This is a genomic window from Novosphingobium sp. SG751A, from assembly GCF_013149295.1.
Classification (GTDB): Bacteria; Pseudomonadota; Alphaproteobacteria; order Sphingomonadales; family Sphingomonadaceae; genus Novosphingobium.
The window spans coordinates 334,937-358,600 of record NZ_JABGCB010000003.1 but is presented as its reverse complement, the minus strand read 5'-3'; the positions used below and the strand labels follow the sequence as shown (position 1 = coordinate 358,600).

At 63.0% G+C, this 23,664-nt stretch carries 19 protein-coding genes; 16 read left to right on the top strand and 3 right to left on the bottom strand.

Annotated elements, in window-relative coordinates:
* Positions 1 to 173 precede the first annotated feature (173 nt).
* From FHW96_RS06095 to FHW96_RS06060, 8 genes are all read left to right on the top strand, one after another.
* Entirely contained in the window at positions 174 to 2,183 is a 2,010-nt protein-coding gene (locus FHW96_RS06095) for an alpha/beta hydrolase (protein ID WP_253950756.1), read from the top strand.
* Positions 2,184 to 2,493: 310 nt separating this feature from the next.
* Positions 2,494 to 3,450 (top strand): phasin family protein, encoded by a 957-nt coding sequence (gene phaP, locus FHW96_RS06090; RefSeq protein WP_172339623.1) that lies wholly within the window; start codon positions 2,494 to 2,496, stop codon positions 3,448 to 3,450.
* 327 nt (positions 3,451 to 3,777) lie between these two features.
* Positions 3,778 to 4,107: an ATP-dependent Clp protease adapter ClpS gene (gene clpS, locus FHW96_RS06085; RefSeq protein WP_172339675.1), complete on the top strand. Its 330-nt coding sequence runs from the start codon at positions 3,778 to 3,780 to the stop codon at positions 4,105 to 4,107.
* 199 nt (positions 4,108 to 4,306) lie between these two features.
* Entirely contained in the window at positions 4,307 to 5,533 is a 1,227-nt protein-coding gene (lptF, locus tag FHW96_RS06080) for an LPS export ABC transporter permease LptF (RefSeq protein WP_172339622.1), read from the top strand.
* Positions 5,530 to 6,624: an LPS export ABC transporter permease LptG gene (lptG, locus tag FHW96_RS06075; protein ID WP_172339621.1), complete on the top strand. Its 1,095-nt coding sequence runs from the start codon at positions 5,530 to 5,532 to the stop codon at positions 6,622 to 6,624. The genes lptF and lptG overlap by 4 nt, the downstream gene beginning before the upstream one ends.
* Before the next feature lie 252 nt (positions 6,625 to 6,876).
* Positions 6,877 to 7,689: a sterol desaturase family protein gene (locus tag FHW96_RS06070; protein WP_253950776.1), complete on the top strand. Its 813-nt coding sequence runs from the start codon at positions 6,877 to 6,879 to the stop codon at positions 7,687 to 7,689.
* A gap of 128 nt (positions 7,690 to 7,817) precedes the next feature.
* The gene (locus FHW96_RS06065) at positions 7,818 to 8,969 is read left to right on the top strand and encodes an N-acetyltransferase (protein WP_172339619.1); all 1,152 of its coding nucleotides are present in this window, start codon (positions 7,818 to 7,820) and stop codon (positions 8,967 to 8,969) included.
* 254 nt (positions 8,970 to 9,223) lie between these two features.
* The gene (locus FHW96_RS06060; protein WP_172339618.1) at positions 9,224 to 9,988 is read left to right on the top strand and encodes a response regulator; all 765 of its coding nucleotides are present in this window, start codon (positions 9,224 to 9,226) and stop codon (positions 9,986 to 9,988) included.
* Here the strand turns inward: FHW96_RS06060 and FHW96_RS06055 are convergent.
* Positions 9,979 to 11,670, bottom strand: coding sequence for a CHASE domain-containing protein (locus FHW96_RS06055; RefSeq protein ID WP_172339617.1), 1,692 nt, complete (start codon positions 11,668 to 11,670; stop codon positions 9,979 to 9,981). The genes FHW96_RS06060 and FHW96_RS06055 overlap by 10 nt on opposite strands.
* A 157-nt stretch (positions 11,671 to 11,827) precedes the next feature.
* Between FHW96_RS06055 and FHW96_RS06050 the strand changes: the two genes are divergently transcribed.
* Positions 11,828 to 12,112 carry a NepR family anti-sigma factor gene (locus FHW96_RS06050; RefSeq protein WP_253950755.1) on the top strand — a complete coding sequence of 95 codons (285 nt, stop codon included), beginning with the start codon at positions 11,828 to 11,830 and terminating at the stop codon, positions 12,110 to 12,112.
* The gene (locus FHW96_RS06045; RefSeq protein WP_172339616.1) at positions 12,109 to 12,687 is read left to right on the top strand and encodes a sigma-70 family RNA polymerase sigma factor; all 579 of its coding nucleotides are present in this window, start codon (positions 12,109 to 12,111) and stop codon (positions 12,685 to 12,687) included. Before FHW96_RS06050 ends, FHW96_RS06045 begins: the two co-directional genes overlap by 4 nt.
* On the opposite strand, the gene FHW96_RS06040 is transcribed toward FHW96_RS06045, so the two are convergent.
* Positions 12,684 to 13,955 (bottom strand): dicarboxylate/amino acid:cation symporter, encoded by a 1,272-nt coding sequence (locus FHW96_RS06040; protein ID WP_253950754.1) that lies wholly within the window; start codon positions 13,953 to 13,955, stop codon positions 12,684 to 12,686. The genes FHW96_RS06045 and FHW96_RS06040 overlap by 4 nt on opposite strands.
* A gap of 135 nt (positions 13,956 to 14,090) precedes the next feature.
* Here FHW96_RS06040 and glmM point away from each other — a divergent pair, with 135 nt between their 5' ends.
* The 3 genes from glmM to thiD all read left to right on the top strand — a co-directional run bounded on the left by glmM (position 14,091) and on the right by thiD (position 16,668).
* Positions 14,091 to 15,431 (top strand): phosphoglucosamine mutase, encoded by a 1,341-nt coding sequence (gene glmM, locus FHW96_RS06035; RefSeq protein ID WP_172339615.1) that lies wholly within the window; start codon positions 14,091 to 14,093, stop codon positions 15,429 to 15,431.
* 221 nt (positions 15,432 to 15,652) lie between these two features.
* Complete coding sequence (locus FHW96_RS06030; RefSeq protein ID WP_172339614.1) at positions 15,653 to 15,877, top strand: DUF1272 domain-containing protein; 225 nt, start codon at positions 15,653 to 15,655, stop codon at positions 15,875 to 15,877.
* The gene (gene thiD, locus FHW96_RS06025) at positions 15,874 to 16,668 is read left to right on the top strand and encodes a bifunctional hydroxymethylpyrimidine kinase/phosphomethylpyrimidine kinase (protein ID WP_172339613.1); all 795 of its coding nucleotides are present in this window, start codon (positions 15,874 to 15,876) and stop codon (positions 16,666 to 16,668) included. The genes FHW96_RS06030 and thiD overlap by 4 nt, the downstream gene beginning before the upstream one ends.
* Here thiD and FHW96_RS06020 read toward each other — a convergent pair.
* Positions 16,632 to 17,519: a TIGR00730 family Rossman fold protein gene (locus tag FHW96_RS06020; protein WP_172339612.1), complete on the bottom strand. Its 888-nt coding sequence runs from the start codon at positions 17,517 to 17,519 to the stop codon at positions 16,632 to 16,634. The two genes, thiD and FHW96_RS06020, sit on opposite strands and share 37 nt — an antisense overlap.
* 252 nt (positions 17,520 to 17,771) lie before the next feature.
* Between FHW96_RS06020 and FHW96_RS06015 the strand changes: the two genes are divergently transcribed.
* The 3 genes from FHW96_RS06015 to FHW96_RS06005 are packed head-to-tail and all read left to right on the top strand — an operon-like array spanning position 17,772 to position 23,616.
* Positions 17,772 to 19,031 carry an efflux RND transporter periplasmic adaptor subunit gene (locus tag FHW96_RS06015; RefSeq protein WP_172339611.1) on the top strand — a complete coding sequence of 420 codons (1,260 nt, stop codon included), beginning with the start codon at positions 17,772 to 17,774 and terminating at the stop codon, positions 19,029 to 19,031.
* Complete coding sequence (locus FHW96_RS06010; protein ID WP_172339610.1) at positions 19,028 to 22,207, top strand: CusA/CzcA family heavy metal efflux RND transporter; 3,180 nt, start codon at positions 19,028 to 19,030, stop codon at positions 22,205 to 22,207. The genes FHW96_RS06015 and FHW96_RS06010 overlap by 4 nt, the downstream gene beginning before the upstream one ends.
* A complete protein-coding gene (locus FHW96_RS06005) occupies positions 22,204 to 23,616 on the top strand; it encodes an efflux transporter outer membrane subunit (protein ID WP_172339609.1) in 1,413 nt (470 codons plus the stop codon). The genes FHW96_RS06010 and FHW96_RS06005 overlap by 4 nt, the downstream gene beginning before the upstream one ends.
* Positions 23,617 to 23,664: the final 48 nt, after the last annotated feature.

Sequence of the window (23,664 nt, the reverse complement as noted above, 5' to 3'; positions counted from 1 at the left end):
GCCCCGAAACGCGAGAGCGGGATGCAAAAAATTTGCACGGCCCCCCGACGCGGACGCAAAATCAGGAAAAGACCGTCATCAATTTTACGCCATGCTGGCGCATCAAATGCTTGCCGCAGGCGCACAGTCGTATCATGCTGGGCCGGAATTGAGGCGACCGGGAGAACAAGCGCATGAGCAGCACAACCGATGGCATCGAAGGCGCCGCCACCAAGGCCCCCTCCCTCGATCCGCTGTCGAGTTTGATGATGCTCCCGTTCGAGGTGGCCAGTCAGACGATGGATCAATGGCTTAACCCCAAGATCGCGCTTCCCGATGTGCTGGAACAGGCCGGCGCGATAATCGATGCCGGAGCTGCCGGCGGGGCCCCGCTGGGCAATGGCGAGGATGCCGCGCAATGGGCCGATGTGGCCGGGCGGATGCAGGCCAAATGGATGGAATTTCAGACCCAGCAGGCGGGCAAGGCCATGTCGGGCCTGCTTTCGGGCGATCTGTTCAAGGCCGAATTGAACGGCCTGGCCTCGCTATCGCCCGCGATGAACGAGATGCTGGCGCAATGGGGCCGACAGATCCCGCTGGTGCGGCCCGAAACCCAGCAAAAGCTGCTCTCCGACGGGATGAAACTGTGGGAGGGCGTGCTGGCGCAATGGGGGCTGCATGCCGGAAAGGGCGAGGCGCAGACCGCCGCCCTGCCTCGCAGCGACCGCCGCTTTGCCGATGCGGCATGGCGCGAAACGCCCTATTTCGCGCTGGTGCATCAGACCTATCTGTTGATGGCCGAACAGATCACGGCGATGGCCGATTCGGTCGAAGGGCTGGACGAACCGCGCAAGGAGCAGTTGCGCTTCTATACGCGCACGATGATCGAGGCGCTCAGCCCGGACCATTTCGCGCTGACCAATCCGCTGGTGATGGAAAAGGCGATTGAGACGCGCGGCGAAAGTCTGGTCAAAGGGCTCGAACATCTGCTGGAGGACGTGAAGCGCGGGCAGTTGAGCCATACCAACCGCGACGCCTTCAAGGTGGGTGAGAATATTGCCGCCACGCCCGGCAAGGTCGTGCATCGCACCCCGTTTTACGAATTGATCCAATATTCGCCCAGCACCGAACAGGTGATGGCCACGCCGCTGCTGATTTTTCCGCCCTGGATCAACCGGTTCTACATCCTCGATCTCAATGCGAAGAAGAGCTTCGTCAAATGGGCGGTGGATCAGGGGATCACCGTGTTTCTGGTGAGCTGGAAATCGGCCGATCCGCAGGACCCCGACATGGATTGGGGCGCGGTGACATGGGACGATTATATCGGCGCCCAGATCGAGGCCATCGACGTGGTGCGCGAACGGCTCAAAGTGCCCAGCGTCCACACCATCGGCTATTGCGTGGCGGGCACGACGCTGGCGGCCACGCTGGCGGTGCTGGCGCGGCGGGGCGAGGCCGAGAAAGTGGCCAGCGCGACTTTCTTTACCGCGCAGGTAGATTTTGAAAAGGCGGGTGAGCTCAAGACCTTTATCGACGATCAGCAACTGGCCGCGATCGGCGCGCTGGCGCAGAACGGGGTGATCGACGGGCGCTATCTGGCCGCGACCTTCAACCTGCTGCGTTCGCAGGATCTGATCTGGAGCTATGTGACGCGCAATTACCTGCTGGGCGAGGACTATTCGGCCTTCGACCTGCTGTTCTGGAATGGCGACAGCACAAATCTGCCCGCAGGCTGGCATCAATCCTATCTGCGCGACCTATACCGCGACAATCTGCTGGTTCAGCCCGACGCGCTGAGCGGTTGCGGCACGCCCATCGACCTGTCGCGCATCACCACGCCCGCCTATATTCAGGCCGGGCGCGAGGATCACATCGCGCCGCCCGAAAGCGTTTGGCGTCTGAGCGGGCAGTTGAAGAACAGCCCGCATGTGTTCGTTCTGGCCGGGTCGGGGCATATTGCGGGCGTGGTCAATCCGCCTGCGGCCAAGAAGTATCAGTTTTGGACCAATGATGAGCAGGCTGAAAATCTGGCTGCCTTTGTCGCACAGGCGAAGGAAACGCCGGGCAGCTGGTGGAATCACTGGCTGGGCTGGTTGCAGGAGCGGGCGCCGGAAGAGGTGGCAGCCAAGGGCAAGCGCGTTCCGGGGGGGCGTGGCGACAAGGTTCTGGCCGATGCGCCGGGCGATTACGTAAGGGCACGATAGGAGGGGCTGCCAGCCCTTTCTATGCTGCAAGTGCGAAATGCTGGATTTTTACCCGCGAGCCTGATGAGCTTTTCGCGCCGCAAATCTATTACGAAAACGCCTTATTTGTTTGATTTTCATCAAACTTGGGCGAAATCGTCTCCGATACGGGGTAATCATATGCTGCGACGCACAAAAAGCGCTTGACTCCGAGGCTCCGAATCATCATTGTGCATCGCAACAAAGGTGAGGATCTCGGCAGGCCCGATCATATCGGACGCACTGGGATTATGCACCAATTCAACAGTCGGTTGAACGGGAAGCAGGTCCAATGAGCAAGAAGCCCACTACCAAGGCTACCTTTCGCACCACGCGCGCACCCATTGCCAAGCCCGCCGCGCCGTCCATCACTCCGGAAACCGCTGTTGAGGTCCCTGTTGAGACATCGCCTGCCATCGAAACCGCAGCCGTTGAGCCTGAGATCGAAGTGACGCCGGTGGCCGAAGAAGCCGCGCCGGTTGAAGAAGCACCCGCTGCCGAGGAAGCACCAGTCGAGGCCGCTCCCCAAACGACCGCTGTCGAAGCTCCCTTCGAAGAAACACCTGCTGCCGAGCCCGAGGCCAAGATCGAGGCGCCGGTTGCGCCCATCGTCGCCGAAGAACCGGTGGCCAAGCCCGTCCGCAAGCCTGCCCCGCGCAAGGTTGCAGCCAAGGCCGAAACCGTATCCCCCACCTCTGTTCCCGAGGTTGAAGCTCCCACCGTGGAGGTGAGCGCCCAAGCCCCGCAGCCGACCGAAACCGCCGCACAGCCGCCGCGCTGGCCCAATATCTTCGCCAAGGAGTTTGCCATGTCCACGTTCCCCAGCTTCGATTTCGCCGCCCCCTTCCAGACCGCTTTTTCCGACTTCCAGGAAAAGGCCAAGGCTGCTTATGAAAAGGGCAATTCGGTGTTTGGCGATTACAGCGAATTCGCCAAGGGCAACGTCGAAGCTCTGGTTGAATCGAGCAAGATCCTGGCCGCCGGCCTTCAGGAACTGACCTCGGCCTATGTTTCGGAAGGCCGCGCCGGCTTTGAAACGCTGACCGCTGAAGTCAAGGAACTGGCCGCTGCCAAGAGCCCGACCGATTTCCTCAAGCTGCAGAACGATCTGGCCAAGAAGCACTTCGACGACGCCGTCGCCGCCGCTTCGAAGCATTCCGAAGCGCTGGTCAAGCTGGCCAACGAAGCGGCTCAGCCGATCTCGACCCGCGTGACGCTGGCGGTCGAAAAGATCAAGGCTGCCGCCTGATCCATTAATGCGGGGCGGCCCTGCGCCGCCCTTGCCTGCAAAGCCCGGCTTTTCCGCCCTCTCACCGGATTGCCGGGCTTTTTGCGATCTGCGCAGGCCGACTTTCCGTTTGCATGACGCGCGATAATGCGCCAACTTTGTGAACGTCAGTTATGGTTTTGACCTAATATGCGACAGATTGGCGCATAGAAGCGCTTGTCCTGCCCCCCTGATTCGCGGTATTTGGGCCGGATGATTCTCTCCCGTTCCCCTATCTCGGCCACATGTGGCTTGGCGGCCCCATGCTTGGATGCCGCGCATCCCCATCATGCCGCCGATGCGCGCCCCATCTTTGCCGGTGAGGATGATGATCGCGGCGGTCAGGGACAGATCGGCCTTGCCACGCGCACCCGCGCGCGGCCCAAAAAGCCCAGCCAGTTCAAAGTTTTGATGCTGAATGACGATTATACGCCGATGGAATTCGTCGTCATGGTGCTCAAGCGTTTCTTCAACATGGATCTGGAACAGGCCACCCGTGTGATGCTGCATGTGCATCAGCGCGGCGTGGGCGTCTGCGGCATTTTTCCCTATGAAATCGCCGAAACGAAGGTGAATCAGGTGATGGATTGCGCAAGGCAGAACCAGCACCCGCTGCAATGCACGTTGGAAAAGGCCTAAGGCCACACCTCGCAGCCGATTTGCGACAGGCGACCTCGCGCCCCCTTGCGCCGGGCCGCTCCCCCGCTTAACTGAACCGCAAAACTCGGGTTGCGGTGCGCCTTTGCATTGGCGCGCCCGGCCCGCTGTGTGAAGAGAGCCCCCATCGCGTGAAATCCCGCCCGCCCCTCTGTCGCCAGACCGCCGCTGCGGGGCGCGCATGAAATTCTTTACGGCGGCCGACCGCTATATCTTCCGGCTGGTGCTGATGCCGATGCTGGCGGTGTTTGTCATCGCGGCCTCGCTGCTGATGGTCGACAAGATGCTGCGCCTGTTCGAATTCGTCTCCACCGAAGGCGGACCGGTCAGCGTGGTGTTCAAGATGCTGGCCAATCTGATGCCCGAATATGCCAGCCTGGCGATTCCGCTGGGCCTGATGCTGGGGGTTTTGCTCGCGTTCCGCAAATTGGCCATGTCGAGCGAATTGGACGTGATGCGCGCGGTCGGGCTGTCCTATACGCGCCTGCTGCGCGTGCCGTTTCTGATGGCGCTGCTGATGGCTGCGATCAATCTGGTCATCGTCGGCTATGTCCAGCCGATGGCGCGCTATTATTATGAACAGCTCGATTTCGAACTGCGCACCGGGGCGCTGGGCGCCTCGATCAAGGTGGGCGAATTCAACACGCTGAAGGACCGAATGAGCCTGCGCATCGAGCAGAGCCGCGAAGATGGCCATGAACTGGTCGGCATTTTCGCGCGCGTCACCGAGGCTAATGGCGAGGTTCTCTCGATCAGCGCGCGCCGGGGCCGCTTCCTCGCGCTTCAGGAGAATCTCGATACGGTGATCCTGCGCCTGACCGATGGCCAGATCGTGCAGAGCCCCAAGGGATTGACCCCCCGCGTGCTCAGCTTCAGCACGCATGACCTGCCTATCGACCTGCCTGCATTGGAAAAATTCCGCAAGCGCGGCGGGCGCGAGCGCGAATATGTGCTGCCCGAATTGCTGAAAATCGGCTGGGACAAGGGCAGCAGCGAGCATGACAAGACCGTGGTCAAGGCCAGCCTCAACTATCGTCTGGTCGAGGTGGTGATGATCCTGATGCTGCCCTTGCTGGCCGTGGCGCTGGCGGTGCCTCCCAAGCGTTCATCCTCCTCGCTGGGGGTGTTTGTCTCGATTGTGATGGTCGTGGCCTATCACAAGGTCAATGAATATGGACAATCGGTGGCCGAACTGGGCCGGATCGATCCGGCGCTGGCGCTGTGGGTGCCCTTTACGGTCTTTGCCGGAATGATTGCGTGGATGTATTACACGCTGGCCTATGTGCCGGGGGGGCAGCCGATCGGCGCACTCGAACGCTTTGCCGCCACGCTGGGCAAGGCGATCACGCGCCTGCTGGACCGCACCGCGGCGCAAAAAGGCACCCGCAAGAGCGAGGCCGACGCATGATGGACCTGTTCCCCTCGCGCACGCTCACACTCTATTTGTCGCGCCTGTTCATCACGCGCATTCTGGGCGTGCTGGTGATGCTGGTGCTGGTGCTGCAAGTGCTGGACCTGCTCTCGGAAAGCGGCAATATTCTGGCCCATCCCGGCAATGGCCAAGCGCAGATCTGGCATTATGTCACGCTGCGCAGCCCCCAGTTGGTGGCGCGCTTCCTGCCTTATTCGGTGCTGCTGGCCACACTTTTCACCTTCTTTCCGCTCAACCAGAACAGCGAGGTGATCGCGATGCGCGCGGCGGGCCTGTCCGCGCATCAGATTCTCGCCCCGATGCTGGCCACCGCGCTGGTCGTCTCGGGCGTCAGCTTTATGTTCAACGAGATGGTCGTCACCCGCGCCACCGCCGATCTCAAAGCGTGGCAGAATGTGCAATTTGGCGAAATTCCCGACGAGCCGGCTGAACGCACCAATCTCTATCTGGCCGATGGGCACAACATCCTTGGCGCCGATACGATGAACGGCAGCGGCAAGGCGATCCGCCTGCACGGGGTGACATGGTATGAACGCGACCCTCAGGGATTGATCACCCGCCGCGTGATCGCGCCGCTGGCCACCTATGCCGCGCCGGGCTGGCGGCTGGACAAGCCCGAAAGCTTCGATGTTGCCAGCGCGGTGCTGACCCGCCCCGGCCCGATGGTGGTGGCCAAGGGCATCACCCCGGCCCAGATCGACATCACTCAGGCCGACGCCGACCGCATGAACCTGTTCCAGTTGCACCGGACCATCCAGGCGCTGCGCGCGGGCGGGCGGCGGACTTCGGATCTGGAAAGCAAATGGTGGCACAAGATTTCGGGGCCTTTGTCGGCGCTGCTGATGCCGCTGCTTGGTTCGGTGGCGGCCTTTGGGCTGGCACGTTCGGGGCAATTGTTCATCCGCGCGATTCTGGGCATGGCGCTGGGCTTTACCTATTTCGTGGTCGACAATCTCAGCCTCGCAGTCGGCAATTTTGGCGGTTATCCGCCGCTGGTGGCGGCATGGGCGCCGTTCATCCTGTTCCTGCTGGTGGGCGAAACCGTGCTGGTGCGCACCGAGGAATAGGCCGGTCAAAGGCGTTGGCATAAAACGCCCCACCCCCCGCCTTGCCCCGTTTATGCCCCAATTGCATGGTCTAGGGCGCGCAAGAGACGAGCGCGCCCTGCTTCCCATAAAGGCAGAGGCCCTTGCCCCGCCCGCCTCCGACCTTTAAATATGCGCCAAGACTTTCGAGGAACCGATCACGTGGCCATCAACAACGCCGCATTGGACGAAGCCAAGCTGCCCTTCTGGAAGCGTTCGCACTATCTCGACCGCATGAATTTGCGCGACCTGGTGTTCGCCTATTTCCAGCATTACACGATTATCGCCTATCTGGCGCTGGCCGTGGCGGGCTTTGCCGTGTTTGGGTGGAACCCCACCGGCCTGTGGCGCGCAATTGCCATCGTGGCGGCGGCAACGGCGGTCTATCCGCTGGTCTGGCATCTGCTGCACCAATATATTCTGCATGGTCAGTGGCCCTATAAGTTCAAGCTGCTGGCCAGCACGTGGAAGCGCATCCACTATGACCACCATCAGGACCCCAACCATCTGGAGGTTCTGTTCGGCGCGCTGCACACCACCGTGCCCACGATCTTCATCGCCACGGCCCCGGTCGGCGCGCTGATTGCCGAGGACGGACATCGTATCGGCGGGGCGGCGCTCGCCTTCTCGATCGGCATCCTGACCACCTGCTATTATGAATTCATGCATTGCATCCAGCATCTGGCCTTCAAACCGAAGTGGAAATGGGTGCAGCACATGAAGCAGCGCCACAACGAACACCACTATGTGGACGAGGACGGCAATTTCGGGATCACCAATTATTTCTGGGATCACGTGCTGGGCACCTATTACGAAAAGAAGGATCGCCCGGGCCGCAGCCCCACCGTGTTCAACCTTGGCTATACCGAGGAAGTGGCGAAGAAATATCCTTGGGTGAAGGACTTGTCGGGCGGCATCGCCAGCGACCATCCCCGCCGCCGCGCCATCGCCAATGCCAAGAAACTGGCCGCGCAGGCCGAAGCCCCCACCGAGGAACAGATTCTGGCCCATGCCGCCGAAGCGGTGGGCATGGACACCGAGGCCTGAAACACCGGCTCCAAGCCTTGGCCTGATACAAAGTTGATGATGCGAGGGCCTGACCGCCCTCGCATTTTTCTTTTATTCCCAGCACGCCCCGCTACACATCGCACCGCAGATCAAGGGAGAACCGCCAGATGACCGCCATCACCATCACGCCCGCCAACACCAAGGCCGAGCGCGCGCAATGGGTGGATTACGTCTATGTGGCCAATGCAGGCGATCCCAATTTCGTGCCGCAATTGCGGATGGAGGAAATCGAGAAGGTTACTGCAGGCGGCAATCCGTTCCATGAACATGCCGATTGCCAATTGCTGCTGGCGCGGCGCGGCGGGCGGATCGTGGGCCGCATCGCCGCGATCATCGACCATCAGGCCACCAGCCAGCCGGTTGAACAAGGCATGGGCCCGGGTACCGGCAATTGGGGCGCGCTGGAGGCCGAGACGCAGGAAATCGCCAATATCCTGATCGCCAGCGCCGAGGACTGGCTGCGGGTGAAGGGCATGCACCGGGTGCTGGCGCCGATGAACCTGTCGGTTTGGGAAGAGCCGGGCCTGCTGGTCAAGGGCCATGACCATCCGCCAACAGTCATGATGGGCCACCAGAACGCCAAGTTCCAGCCCTGGATCGAAGCCGCCGGTTATACGCCCGCCAAGATGCTCAACACCTATGAGCTGGACATCACGCAGGAGTTCCCGCCGCTGATCCAGCGCATCGTCAAATCGGGCGAGAAGAACCCGCGTATCAACATTCGCGGCGTCAATCTGAAGGAATTCGACAAGGAAGCCGCCATCATCCTCGACATCCTCAACGATGCGTGGAGCGACAATTGGGGCTTTGTTCCGATCACCGACAGCGAAGTGGCCTATACGGGCAAGAAGCTGAAGCCGCTGGTAAAATCCGATCTGGTGCAGATTGCCGAATATGACGGCGAACCGGTCGCCTTCATGATGACCCTGCCCGATATGAACGAGATCCTGAAAAAGATCGGGCCCAAGCCCTCGCCGCTGGGCTGGATCCGCCTGTTGCTGTGGATCTGGCGCCCGCGCGTCCGCACGATGCGCGTGCCTTTGATGGGCGTGCGCAAACGGCTGCAATCGAGCCGTATGGCCAGCCAGTTGGCCTTTATGATGATCGAATATATCCGCCGCAATTCGGTGGCCAATTACGGCGCCAGCCGGGGCGAAATCGGCTGGATTCTGGACGATAATCAGGGGATGAATTCCATTGCTCGCGAAATCCATTCGACGGTGAACAAGGAATATCAGATCTATCAAAAGGACCTGTGACCCGGCAGAAATTAGAAGGCCCTTGCTCTGGGGGGAGCAAGGGCCTTCACGGGATCGCGCCACCGCCGCGCTAGGACGGGAGGGGGGTCTGCAACGGTGACAAAGGGAAAACTCACGTCGCAAAATTTGGTTCCCGCCTTTTTGAAAATTATTTTCGCCATGGCGCAAATGATCGCAATTGCTAGGATGCAAGGCTGTCCAATCCGCTCTATGTATTGGAAAAGACGGGCACCTGCCGCTGGTTGAGGGTCAATATGCCTTTGGGAACTGAAATCGCATCGCATTTGCCCTTTCTCCGGCGCTATGCGCGCGCGCTGACCGGGGATCAGCAGACGGGCGATGGTCTGGTGCGCCGCCTGCTGGAAAGCGCGCTGGCCGAGCCCGACTTGCGCGCGCGGCTGGGTGGGGGACGCCTGCCGCTCTATCGCGCCTTTTCCGATCTGTTCATCACCCAGGACGCCCCCGCGCTTTCCCCTGCACGCGCACCCGCCGATCTGCGGCTGGGCCGGATCGCCCCACTGGCCCGTCAGGCGCTGTTGCTGACCACGATCGAGGATTTCACCCCATCGCAGGCTGCGCAAATTCTTGGCCTGACGCCCGAGGAAACCGCCGATCTCGCGCGCGGTGCGGTGGCCGACATCGCTCGCGACAGCGCGACCAGCGTGCTGGTGATCGAGGATGAACCGCTGATCGCGATGCAGCTTGAAACGCTGGTCACCAGCATGGGCCACAGTATTTTCGGCACAGCCGCCACGCGCACACAGGCGCAGAAACTGGTGGCGCAGGGCGTGCCGGGACTGGTGCTGGCCGACATTCAACTGGCCGACGGATCATCCGGGCTGGATGCCGTGGCCGATCTGCTGGCCGTGGCCGATGTGCCGGTGATCTTCATCACCGCCTTTCCCGAAAGACTGCTGACCGGCAACGGGCCGGAGCCGACCTGGCTGATCACCAAACCCTTTCGCGAGGATGCCGTACAGGCGGCCATGGCGCAGGCGCTGTTCTTCCGTCAGAGCTGATCGGCGCCTTCCCCACGTTTCGCCCGCATCTTGAACATGGCGGGCGAACGCAAGGGCAGCAGCATCTCGCAGCGCACCCCCTCGCGGGCAAAGACCAGTTCGAACCGCTCGCCCAGCTCATGGGCCAGAATGCGCTCGATCAATTCGGTGCCAAAGCCGCGCTGGCGCTGCTGCGGCACCGGCGGGCCGCCGCACTCCTCCCAATTGACCCGAACCCGGTCTGCGCCATAGAGCGCCCAGCGAATACAGACACACGCCCCTTCCACCGATAGCGCGCCATATTTGCTGGCATTGGTGGCCAATTCATGCATCGCCAGCCCCAACGAGAGCGCATCATTGGGTGCCAGTTCAACGTCCGGCCCTTCGAGCATCACCGTATCCCCCCGCGCATAGGGCGCCAGTTCCGCCTCGATCACGCCGCGCAAGGGGGTAGTGCCCCAATTGCTGGCGATCAGCAGATCATGCGTTGCCGAAAGCGCCCTGATGCGCCCTTCCAGCGCGTCGGCAAATTCATTGAGCGCAGGCGATGACGGATCACGATTCCGCCGCCGAGTCAGGGCGATGATCGAGAGCACATTGGCCAGCGTGTTCTTGACCCGGTGGTTCAACTCGCGGCTCAAAACACCGCGGATCGAGGCCTGTTCGCGCAGCCATGCCAAAGAGGCGCGATCCTCAGAAGCCTGCCGCGCGACCAGCCATGCCATCCCCGCCAGCAGCCCGGCCACCACCGACCCCAGCGCCAGCGTGATGATCGCCACCTTGGACAGGCCGGGCGCCGCAGGCGGGCTGACCACCAGCACCATCGGGCGATGCGCCACCATCACCGGCATCTGCACCTGCCCATCCTTGGCCCCGTCCCCGCCCCTCGCCGGCCCCACCTGCGCCAACAGGCGATCGGGCCGCACCGCACCATCATAGAGCGACACGGCAAAATCATTCACCGGCTCCAGTTCGATCACCGATTGCAAAAAGACCTGAGCATTGAAAGGCGCGCCCAGAACGCCGCGTATCCGCCCCGTCCCTTTATCAAACAGCGGCATATAGATCAGAAAACCGGGCCATGCAGGCCGCCCCCGGTCCATTTCCAGCCGGATCGGGCCGGTGGCGATGGGCCGCTTTTCATGCTCGGCCCGGTCGATGGCGGTGCGGCGCTGGATTTCGGAATACATGTCATAGCCATAGGACAGGCGACGACGCGGCGTGGGATCGCCCAGATAGGTGACCGGCATCAAAACCCGCGCGCCCGGCGCGGGGGCGGGATGGACGGTGAAATTCGTCATCCCCTCCGCGCGGCGCGCGGCCTCAAAGGCGGGGATCTGGCCCGGCGTGATCGCCTCGGCCCAACTGATACCCTCGGAACCGCGATATTCATCGTCACCCGACAATTCCTGCGACAGCGCGATAAATGCGGCCTGCGTCATATCATTGCGCTTTTCCAGCAACAGCGCCGTCGCGCGCAGATAGGCCGTATGCGCATTGACCCGCCGCCCCAGCGAGGCCCCCACCACACTGGCTGCGGCGCGGGCCTGTTGTCGGCGCTGACGATTTTCGGTGCGTTCGGTGGTATAGGCGTAGAGCAGAGTAGCCAGCATCGCGAGCACAAAACCGGCTATCGGCAACGCGCGCGGCATGCGTTCATACCAGCCTTGCGTGCCAACCCTATGTGCGATGATTCGATCCAAAATCCGCCCCTTGCCCCGCCAATTGTGCCAGTTTGCAACGCTATCATGCAACAAACGGTTGCGCGTGGGAACCAAGCTGGGCAAGCTTCGTTCCCGTGCCAGTTAGTTTATGTGAGATTGGCGAATTGGGCGGGGCGCTCAAATTGGGCAGGTTGATGTGAATCGCGAGCAAAAGCCACGCAATGCTGATTTAACGGGCGATGTTGTTGCCCGATCGCCCGGTTCGGGCGAAGATCTGGCCAAGGCGGTCGTTTCCGACGAAACCGGCGCGACGCCCGAAATCGAGGATGAAATCAGGGAACACGATCAGAAAGATGGCGGCTCCGACGAAGCGCCGCCATGGGCCGCGCCGCTGCGCGATATGTATCAGCAGGTGGTCGAAGAACCCCTGCCCGATTTCCTGTCCGACCTGCTGTCCCGGCTCGACCGCGACGACGAATGAGCGCGTCCCAGACCCAACAGCCCGATTTCAAGCGTGAGCTGACTCAGGTCGTGCCGCATCTGCGCGCCTTTGCGCGCGGGCTTTGCGGGCGCCCCGATCTGGCCGACGATCTGGTGCAGGACACGCTGCTGCGCGCATGGGCGGCGCGTGAGCGCTTTGTGGCGGGCACCTCGATCCGGGCCTGGACCTTCACGATCCTGCGCAATGCATGGTTTACCGAAATGCGGCGAAACCGCTTTCGCGCCGATTATGACGAGGCCGTGGCCGACCGCATCCTGACCTCGCCCGCGGGGCAGGAGGCGCCGCTGCATCTGGCCGATCTGTCGCGCGCGCTGATGGAATTGCCCGCCGAAAGGCGCGAGGCGCTGCTGCTGGTGGGCGCGGGCGGCTTTTCCTATGAAGAAGCCGCCGCGATCTGCGGATGCGCGGTGGGCACAATCAAGAGCCGGGTGGGCCGTGGCCGCGCGCAATTAACCGCGATGATCGAGGAAGGCCGCATCCCCACGCGCGGCAATGCCAGCGAGAGCAGCCGCGCGCTGATGGCCGAACTCGACCGGATCACGCCCAAGGATTAATCCTGAGGCCCGGCCCTGTCCACACTGCTGGTCACGGCCACGTCCATGAACACATTGCCCAGCGTGCGCATCAGATCGGGCAGCATTTCCACCGCCACCAACAGCGCCAGCGGCCCCACCGGCACGCCCATGGCAATCGCCACCGGGCCGATGGACAGCACAAAGCTGATCGAGCCGGGCAGCGAGGGCGTGCCAAGCTCGGTCAGCGCGGCCACCGCGATCCCCGCCAGCATGGCCGAAACGCCCAGCGGCGTGCCCGTCAGATGGGCGACATAGATCACCACCGCCAGATTCATCGCCGGCCCCGTCGCGCGGAACAGCGCCACGCACAAAGGCAGGCTGAATTCCGCGCTGGAGGAACGGATGCCAAGGCGCGAACAGGCCGAAAGCATCGCGGGCAGGCTGGCCAGCGAGCTTTGCGTGGACGCCGCCACCACCGAAACCGGCAGCATCGAGCGCAGATAATGACCCAGCGCCAGACGCCCCGCCACCACCGCGATCACCGGCGCCGAAAGCAGCACCAGGCCGCCGATCCCGGCCACCAGCATCACATAATGCGCCAGCGCGCCCAGCGCCGCCGTGCCGGTCTTCACCGCCAGCCCCAGCGCCAGCGCAAAGACCCCGATCGGCGCGATCGAGAGCACCCAGCCGATCATCACCATCATGATGCCCGCCAGCGCTTCAAAAAAACCGATCATGTGGCGGCGCGGCCCCTCGGGCAATTTGCCCATGGCCAGCGCGAAAACGGCAAAGAACACCACCACCGGCAGCATCTCGCCCCCCGCCGCCGCCGAGGCGATATTGGAGGGCAGCACCGCCAGCAGAAATTCCGACAGGCCCGGCACCGGCCCGGCATTCTGCGCCGCGCTGCCCGCCAAGGCGCCCGCCGCCGCGCCGGGGATCGGCCACATGTCCAGCCAGAGCGGCATGACCACCACGGCCACCGCCCCGCTGACCAGATAGAAGCCCAGAATCCAGAAGATCGCACGCCGCGCCATGGCCCCTGCCCGCGCGGCGGCGGCCGTCTGGACCAGCCCCAACACCAGCAGCGCCACTACCAGCGGCAGGATCGTCATCTGCAAACCTTTGAGCCACAAGGTGCCCAAAGGCTCGATCACCCGCACCACCGGCAGCGCGGCGGGAAAGCGCGACAGCACCAGCCCGCACACCAGCCCGGCCCCCAGCGCCACCAAAGCGCCCAGCGAGGCCACCCGGATTTCCGGCAGGTTGAAACCGCCCTTTTCCGCCTGCTCAACCTGATCCGTCAACGAATGCCCCTGTGGTTTACCATTGTTTGCGTGACATTAACTTCGCCGCGTCACATAGCAAGGCAAGCTGCGTGTGCCATGCCCGGAACAGTATGAGCGATGCGCAAAAAGACGGATCGGTTTGGGGACAGACGAATGGGACGACAGTTTTTCGGCACCGATGGCATTCGCGGACGGACCAATGCCGGGGTGATGACAGCCGAAATCGCGATGAAGGTGGGACAGGCCGCCGGTACGCATTTCCTGCGCGGCAAGCATCGCCATCGCGTGGTGATCGGCAAGGATACGCGGCTTTCAGGCTATATGCTGGAAAACGCGATGGTGGCCGGATTCACCAGCGTGGGCATGGATGTGGTGCTGTTGGGCCCGATGCCGACGCCTGCCGTGGCGCTGCTGACGCGCGAATTGCGCGCCGACGTGGGCGTGATGATTTCGGCCAGCCACAACCCCTATGAGGACAATGGCATCAAGCTGTTCGGCCCCGATGGTTTCAAGCTCTCGGACGAGGACGAGTTGGCCATCGAATCGATGCTGGGGCAGGCGCTGCCTCTGGCCGACAGCCCCCAGATCGGGCGGGCGCGGCGCATCGAGGACGCACGCGGGCGCTATATTCACGCGGTCAAGGGTTCGGTGCCGCACAATATCCGCCTTGATGGCCTGAAGATTGTGGTCGATTGCGCCAATGGCGCGGCCTATCAGGTGGCCCCTTCGGCGGTCTGGGAATTGGGCGCAGAGGTGATCGCGGTCGGCGTGTCGCCCAATGGCAAGAACATCAACGACAAATGCGGCTCAACCCACCTTGACCTGATCAAGGAAACCGTGGTGGCCTCGGGCGCGGACATCGGCATTGCGCTCGATGGCGATGCGGACCGTTTGATCGTGGTCGATGAAATGGGCCAGACGGTCGATGGTGACCAGTTGATGGCGCTGATCGGCACGCAGTTGCACCAGCGTGGCGAATTGCGCGGCGGGGGCGTGGTGGCCACGGTGATGTCGAACCTGGGGCTGGAGCGCTATCTGAACGGACTGGGCCTGACGTTGGAGCGCACCAAGGTGGGCGACCGCTATGTGCTGGAGCGCATGAAGGAAGGTGGTTTCAACGTCGGCGGCGAACAGTCGGGCCATATGATCATGCTTGACCATGGCACGACCGGCGACGGCACAGTGGCCGCGCTTCAGGTGCTCTCGGCGCTGGTGCAATCGGGCAAGAAGGCAAGCGAATTGCTCCACCTGTTCGACCCCGTGCCGCAATTGCTGAAAAACGTGCGTTTCTCGGGCGGCAAGCCGCTGGAGGCCGAAAGCGTCAAGCAGGTGATCGCGGACGCCGAGGCGCAACTGGCGGGGCGCGGGCGTCTGGTGATCCGGCCTTCGGGCACCGAACCCGTCATCCGCGTGATGGCCGAGGGCGATGATGCGGCCGAGGTCGAGCAGGTGGTGGATGCCATTTGCGAGGCGGTGAAGGCGGCTGCGGCATAAGGCAGTAAGTTTGCCTCCGGCGGGCAAAGGGTCTCGACCCTTTGCAATCCCTTTAATTGGGTACTGGATAGTCGGCCGGAAGGCGCGATCTGCGAAGCGGTTTATAAGGCCTGCGGCGCGGCGGCGTTGCGCCAAGGTTGAACCCGTGACGCAACAATGACAGTAAGGGGAGCGCGAGGGTCTAGACCCTCGCATTCTCAATTTTCCACTGGATCTCCACAATGCTCGAAATGCGCCCCGATTGCGAAAAATGCGGCTGTGATCTCCCGGCCGAGGCCCCCGGCGCCTTTATCTGCTCGTTTGAATGCACCTTTTGCGCGGAATGTACCGAGGCGCTGGACGATCTGTGCCCCAATTGCAGCGGCGAATTGATGGACCGCCCCACCCGCGCGAAAAAGCACCATGCCAAGAACCCGCCCTCGACGGTGCGGCACTATAAGGGATGAAGCCAGCTCGGATTCTCACCATCGCCGGTTCGGATTGCAGCGGCGGCGCGGGGCTTCAGGCGGATCTGAAAACCATCACCATGCTGGGCGGCTATGGCATGAGTGCGATCACCGCGATCACCGCCCAGAACACGCTCGGCGTGTTTGCCGTCGAGCCGCTCTCGCCCGAAATGGTGGCGGCGCAGATCGACGCCTGCATCGATGACATTGGCGTTGATGCGGTCAAGATCGGCATGTTGGGCAGCGCAGCGATCACGCATATCGTGGCCGACCGACTGGAGAGGATCGCCGCACCGGTGGTGTTCGACCCGGTGATGGTTGCGACCAGCGGCGGCCTGCTGGCCGATAGCGATACCGTGGCAGCCTTTGACCGGATGATGGCGCTGGCCGCGCTGACCACGCCCAATCTGCCCGAACTGGCCGCGCTGGGCGGTGAGGAAGCGGTGTGGGCCAAAACGCAAGCCTTGCTGATAAAAGGCGGCCATGGCGAGGGAGCGGTAATCGAAAACCGCCTGCACACTCCCGATGGCGAGTTCATATTCACCAGCGAGCGTATCGACACCCGCCACACCCATGGCACCGGCTGCACTCTGGCCAGCGCGATTGCCACCGGGCTGGGGCAAGGGATGAGCATGGTCGAAGCAGTGGCCCGCGCAGGCAATTTCGTTCATGCCGCCCTTTTGGCCGCGCCGGGTTTCGGCGCGGGCCATGGGCCGCTGGGGCATCAGGCTTGCATCAGGCCGTCAGGCTCTGATCATTCGGCAAATTTGGGGAAACAGTCGATCCCGTAATAGCCGGTGATGTGTTCCCACGCATCCTCGGCGGTTTCGACCGGCGTGAACAGTTCCAGATCGCGCCGGTTGACCACGCCTTCCTCGACCAGAGCCTCGAAATTGACCACGCGGTTCCAGAATTCGCCGCCGAACAGCAGGATCGGGATCGGCTTCATCTTGCCGGTCTGAATGAGGGTGAGCAGTTCGAAAAATTCATCGAACGTGCCAAACCCGCCCGGAAACACCGCCACCGCCCGCGCGCGCAGCAGGAAATGCATCTTGCGCAGCGCGAAATAGTGGAACTGAAACGCAAGGCGCGGCGTGACATAGGGATTGGGCGCCTGTTCATGGGGCAGCACGATGTTGAGCCCGATGGTTTCAGCCCCCACCTCGGATGCGCCGCGATTGGCCGCTTCCATGATCGAGGGGCCGCCGCCCGAACAGATCACGAATTGCCTCATGCCCTTTTCGACGATCGCACACTGGCTGGCGATACGGGCCAGTTTGCGCGCCTCGTCATAATAGCGGGCATTGGCCGCCAGACGCTCGGCAATCGCCTTTTCCTCGGGCGTGGTGGCGGCCGCGATGCGTTCCTCGACCTTTTCAGGCGCCGGAATACGCGCCGAGCCATAGCACACCAGCGTCGAGCCGATCCCGGCCTCGTCCAGCAGCATTTCGGTTTTCAGCAGTTCGAGCTGAAAGCGCACCGGGCGCAATTCCTCGCGCAGCAGAAATTCGGTGTCGCGAAAAGCCAGCTTGTAGCTTGCGCTTTGGGTCTGGGCGGTGCGGGTTGCGTGCTTTTCGACAAAGCCTGCTTCCTGCTCGGCCTTATAAAAACGGCGAGACAGTCGTTTTTCTTCTTCGGTCATCTTCTGCTCTTATCTCTTCCAATTGACCTTTCTAGCGCAAAAGAGTGAATGGGCAATGACCGAGAGAAGCTTGGAAATCAGATGGTAGGCGAGGTTTCGGTGGCAGCCTAAGGGGTTGCCCTTGTGTTTATATAAAAAATTTATATCCGTTCATCCTCAATTCAGCGCCCCCCGTGCTTGGAGCAAACTCGAAGAGCTGGGCGTGCTAGGGGCTGATAGGGATTGGCGGCACGATGCAGGCGAGGAATAAAAGTGACGGATAATCAAGCGGGTGGCACGCTTTCGGTCAAGCATCAGCTTGGCCTTTTGCTCAAGGCGGTGCTGGCAGTGGGGGCGGTTGCGCTTCTGGTGCTGGCCTATCGCCATTTCACGTATAAAGAGCCGGTGGCGCCCGCGCCGTTGCCCGAAGGCATTGTCGAAATGTCGCCTTCGCAACTGGCCACGCTCAAGGTCGAGGCCGTGGGCGGGGGCGATGGCTGGCTGCAGACGTCGGCCACCGGCATGATCGCGGTGGATGAAACCCGCGCCACGCCGATTTTTCTGCCCTATTCGGGACAGGTCACGCAGGTCATGGTCCAGCAGGGCGCCACGGTGGTTCAGGGCCAGCCCCTGCTGACCTTGCGCACCAGCGATGTGGTGGACGCGCGCAACGCGCTGTTCGGCGCGGCGGCCAGCCGGTCCAGCGCCTTTGCTGCGGCCAAGCTGGCCGAGGAAAACCTCAAGCGTCAGGAACAGATCTACCGCACCGCCGGCGGTGCGCTGCGCGATTATGAGCAGGCCCGCAATGACGCCGTCGCCGCACAGGCCGCGCTGCGCAGCGCAGAGGCTGCCCTTGGCGCCGCGCGTGACAAGCTGGAAATCTATGGCAAGAGCCAGGGCGAGATCGCCCGCCTTGAAGGCGCGCATGACGTCAACGGCTATCACCCCGAAACCACGTTCCGCGCGCCCATCGGCGGCGTGATCGCCAGCCGCGCGGTCAGCCCGGGCCAGTTCGTTCAGGTGGGCGGCACCACGCCCGTGCTGACCATCGCCAATCCGGGCCGGGTGTGGCTGGTGGCGCAGCTGGCCGAAAGCGATGCGCCCCATGTGCATATGGGCGACCGGGTGGACGTGACCGTTTCGGCCTTCCCCGGCCGCGTGTTTCAGGCCGTGGTCGACAATATCGCCAGCGCGCTTGATCCGCAAAGTCACCGCCTGCCGGTGCGCGCCACGATTGCCAATCCGGACGGCGCTTTGAAGCCCCAGATGTTCGCCAATTTCACCATCCGCCATCAGGACAGCGCCCCCGCAAATGGCCGCCCGGTGATGTCGGTTCCCGCGCAGGCCGTAATCCGCGAAAGCGACAATGCCCGCGTGTGGATCCAGATTTCGGCCAACCGCTTCCGCTGTGTCGATGTCACGCTGGGCGAAAGCCATAATGGCCGGGTCGATGTGACCTCGGGCCTCAAGGGCGGCGAAAAGGTCGTCACCTCGGGCGCGATCTTTGTGAACGAAGCGGGATTTGGCGCGTGAACAGTCTTGTCCGTTTTGCGCTGCGTTCGCGCATGCTGATCATGGGGCTGCTGGCAGGGATGCTGGTGGCCGGTGGCATTGCCTTTTACAACCTGAACATCGAGGCCTATCCCGACCCCGTTCCGCCGATGGTGGAAATCATCACCCAGTCCCCCGGCTCCAGCGCCGAGGAAATGGAACGCGGCGTCACCATTCCCATCGAGGTGCAGCTCGCGGGCCTGCCGCATATGACGGCGATCCGCACCATCAGCCTGTTCGGCCTGTCCGACGTGAAGGTGCAGTTCACCTACGATTTCACCTTTGAACAAGCCCAGCAGCAGGTGATCAACCGCCTGTCGCAATTGGGCACCCTGCCCGGCGGCGTGGTGCCTGAACTCTCGCCCACCAGCCCGATCGGCGAAATCTATCGCTATCGCATCAAGGCCCCCAAGGGCTATTCGGTAATGGACCTCAAAACACTCCAGAACTGGATTCTGGAACGGCGCTTCAAGGCCATTCCCGGCGTGATCGACGTCACCGGCTGGGGCGGCAAGGAGCGCGCCTATGAGGTGGTGGTCGATTCGGCCAAGCTGACCGCACATCAGACCAGCGTGGCGGCCGTAATTGCCGCTCTGGGCAAGGGCGACGCCAATGTCGGCGGGCAGACGATCAACTTTGGCCCTCAGGCCGCCATCGTGCGCGGCGTGGCGCTGATCCAGTCGCCCAGCCAGATCGAGAACACGCTGGTGACGAACAATGCGGGCGTGCCGGTCTATATCCGCGATGTCGCCAGCGTTCAGGTGGGCAACCAGCCGCGCTTTGGCGTGGCGGGCCTTGGCAATGAGGACGATATCGTCGAGGGCATCGTGCTGATGCGTCGCGGTTCGCAGTCCATGCCCACGATCAACGCGGTCAAGGAAGAGGTCGAGAAGATCAATGCGGGCGGCATCCTGCCTCCGGGCGTGACGCTGGTTTCGAACTATGACCGTTCCAAGCTGATCGATGTCACCACGCATACCGTGATGGAAAATCTGGTGGTCGGCATTGCGCTGATCTTTGCGCTGCAATGGGGCCTGCTCGGCAATCTGCGCAGCGCGATTATCGTGGCCACCACCATTCCCTTCGCGCTGGCCTTTGCGGTGCTGATCCTGACGCTTCAGGGCGAGAGCGCCAACCTGCTCTCGGTGGGCGCGCTCGACTTTGGCCTTGTGGTGGACGCCACGGTTATCATGGTGGAAAATATCTTCCGCCACATGGTCGAGAGATCCGAACATGTGGAGCGGGGCGAGAGTCACTTCTCCTTCGCCACGCGCCTTGGCTCGATCCTGCATGCCAGCAGCGAAGTGAGCCGCGGCATCTTCTTTGCCGCCGCGATCATCATCGCCTCCTTCCTGCCGCTCTTCACCCTGACGGGCGTGGAAGGCCATATCTTCGGCCCGATGGCCAAGACCTATGCCTATGCCATCGCGGGCGGGTTGATCGCCACCTTTACCGTGGCGCCGGTGATGTCGGCGCTGCTGCTGCCCGATAAATTGTCGGAGGTGGAAACCTGGATCGTCCAGCGTTTGCGCCGGGTTTATGAACCGGCCTCCAGCTTTGCGCTGGCCAATCCGGTGGTGACGCTGGGTGGCGGCCTGCTGCTGTTTGGCGCGGCCATGGTGGGGGTGCGCACGCTGGGCGTCGAATTCCTGCCGCATCTGGAGGAAGGCAACCTGTTCATCCGCGGCGAATTGCCGACTTCGATCTCGCTGGAGGCCGGCCTGCCCACCACCAATGCGATCCGGCGCCGCATCGCCTCCTATCCCGAAACGCAGAATGTGCTTTCGACGCAAGGCCGCCCGGATGACGGCACCGACCCGACCGGCTTCTTCAACGCCGAATTCTTCGTGCCTTTGAAGCCGCAGAAGGAATGGCCCGCCGGGATGGACAAGGACAAGCTCGTCGCCACGATGAGCAAGGATCTGGCCGATCATTTCCCCGGCGTCGATTTCTCCTTCTCGCAGATCATCGAGGACAACGTGTCCGAGGCGGCGAGCGGGGTGAAGGGCGCCAATTCGGTCAAGCTGTTTGGGCCTGATCTGGAAACGCTGCAAAAGATCGCCAACCAGATCAAGGATGAAATGTCCAAAATTCAGGGCATTGCCGATCTTGGCGTGTTCCAGTCGCTGGGCCAGCCCACGGTGCGCATCGATGTCGACCGAGAAAAGGCGGGCCGCTATGGCCTGACCCCGGATGACATCAACCAGACCGTGGCGGCAGCCGTGGGCGGCGCATCGCCGGGCGAATTGTACGAACCGCACACCGACCGGCACTTCCCGATCATCGTGCGCTTCCGCCCCGAACAGCGCGACAGCATCGATACGATCAGCCACATCACCGTGGCCACGCCCAATGCCACCGGCGGTGTGACGCAGGTTCCCCTGTCCGAGGTGGCCAGCATCCGCCTCGTTTCGGGCGCCAGCTTCATCTATCGCGAGCATCAGACCCGCTATGTCCCGATCAAGTTCAGCGTGCGCGACCGCGATCTGGGCAGCGCCGTGGCCGAGGCACAGTCGCGCATCGCCCAGAAGATCACGCTGCCGCCCGGCTATACGCTGGAATGGGCGGGCGAAATGTCGAACCTGAAGAATGCCGTGGCGCGGCTTGAAGTGGTGGTGCCGATCAGCCTGCTGATCATCTTTGCCCTGCTTTATGCCAATTTCGGCAATATTCGCGATGCCTGCCTTGCGCTCTCCTCCATTCCGATGGCGATCATCGGGGGCGTGCTGGCGCTGGTGCTGACGGGCACGTCCTTCTCGATTTCGGCCGCCATCGGCTTTGTTGCCTTGTTCGGCATTGCGGTGATGGACGGGATTTTGGTGGTCAACAATTTCAACACCGCGCTTAACGAAGGACAAAGCCGCGAGGATGCGCTCACAACCACAACGCGCAATTCGCTGCGCCCTGTGCTGATGACTTGCCTTGTGGCGGCTATCGGCCTGCTGCCTGCCGCCGTTGCCACCGGTATCGGCTCTCAGGTGCAAAAGCCGCTGGCTCTGGTGGTGGTGGGCGGCATGACGCTAGCCCCTGTGCTGATCCTGCTGGTGCTGCCGCTGCTGATCGGGCGCTATTCCAAGCATGTGCCCAATCGATATGCGGTGGCCCATGGCAAGGATGAGCGTGATCTGCCCCATCATCATGAGGGAGAAACGGCATGAGCATGACCGCCCTTTTGCTGGCAGCAACGGTGCCGGCTCTGCCTTTGCCCCCGACGCCTGCGGGCAATGCGCCCGCCTCGGTGCTGAGCGCCCCGGTCGCCCCCGAGGGCGGCCCGGCGCAGGCCATCGCCGTGGGGGCCCCGGTCCCCGCGCAATGGTGGCGCGAATTCGGCAATGACGCGCTCAATGCGCTGGTCGAGCGCGGCCTCAAGGCCAATCCCGATATTGCCGCAGCCGATGCCACGCTGCGTCAGGCGCAGGAACTGGCGCGCGCCTCGGTGGGCGGGCTGCTGCCTCAGGTCGATGCGGGCTATCAGGCCTCGCGCCTGCGGGCCAGCAACACCATCGCCCCGCCGCTGGCTGATCAAAGCGTGATGCTCTATTCGCTCCACACCGCACAGGTCAGCCTGTCATGGTCGCCCGATGTGTTCGGCGGCGGGCGGGCGCGGGTACGCTCGGCGCGGGCGGCGGCCACGGCGCAGGCAGCACGGGCCGATGCGGCGCGTTCGACGGTGGTGGCCAATCTGGTCCAGTCCGCGATCCAATATGCCGCCTTGGGCGAGGAAATCGAGGCCACGCGCGATGCGGTCACCGCCTATCGCGATGTGCTGGCGCTGATCAAGCTGCGTCAAAAGATCGGCGCGGTGGGCGCATCGGATGTGGCGGCGCAGGAAACCGCGCTGGCCGCGATCGAGGGGCAATTGCCGGGGCTGGAACGCGCGCGCAAGGCACAGGAGGCCCAGATCGCCGTACTGATTGGGGTAGCGCCGGGCTCGCCCCTGCCCCCCGTGCCGCGCATGGATGAACTGACCCTGCCCGCGCAATTGCCCTTGAGCCTGCCCGCGCAGGTCGTTGCCCATCGCCCCGATGTGCGCAGCGCCGCCGCGATCATGGAAGGCGCATCCGCCGACGTGAAGGCAGCGGTCGCCGCCCGCCTGCCCTCCTTCACGCTCAGCGCCGAATATGGCGGCACGGCCAACCGCTTTGCCGATATGTTCGCCAGCGGCAATCCGTTCTGGACGCTGCTGGGCGGGGTATCGGCGCCGATCTTCCATGCGGGCAGCCTGCTGCACCAGAGCCACGCCGCCAGGGCCGCGCTGGAGGCCGCACAGGCGCAGTACCGCTCGACCGCGCTTCAGGCGTTTGCCGATGTCTCGAACGCGCTGACCGCGATCAAGACCGATGGCGACGCGCTGGCCGCCGCCGACCGGGGCAATCGCGCCTCGGCCGACAGTCTGAACTTTACCCGCCGCCAGTATGAGTTGGGCGCGGTGGGCACTTTCACCCTGCTGCCGGTTCTGGCCGCAAGGGCCGAGGCGCGCAGCACATGGGTTCAGGCCCGCGCGGCACGGCTGGTTGATACCGTCGCGCTCTACCAATCGCTGGGCGGCGGAACCGGCCAGAAATAATGCGAAGGGGCGCTCAGCCGGGGCGCCCCTTTTCTTTTCAGCAACACG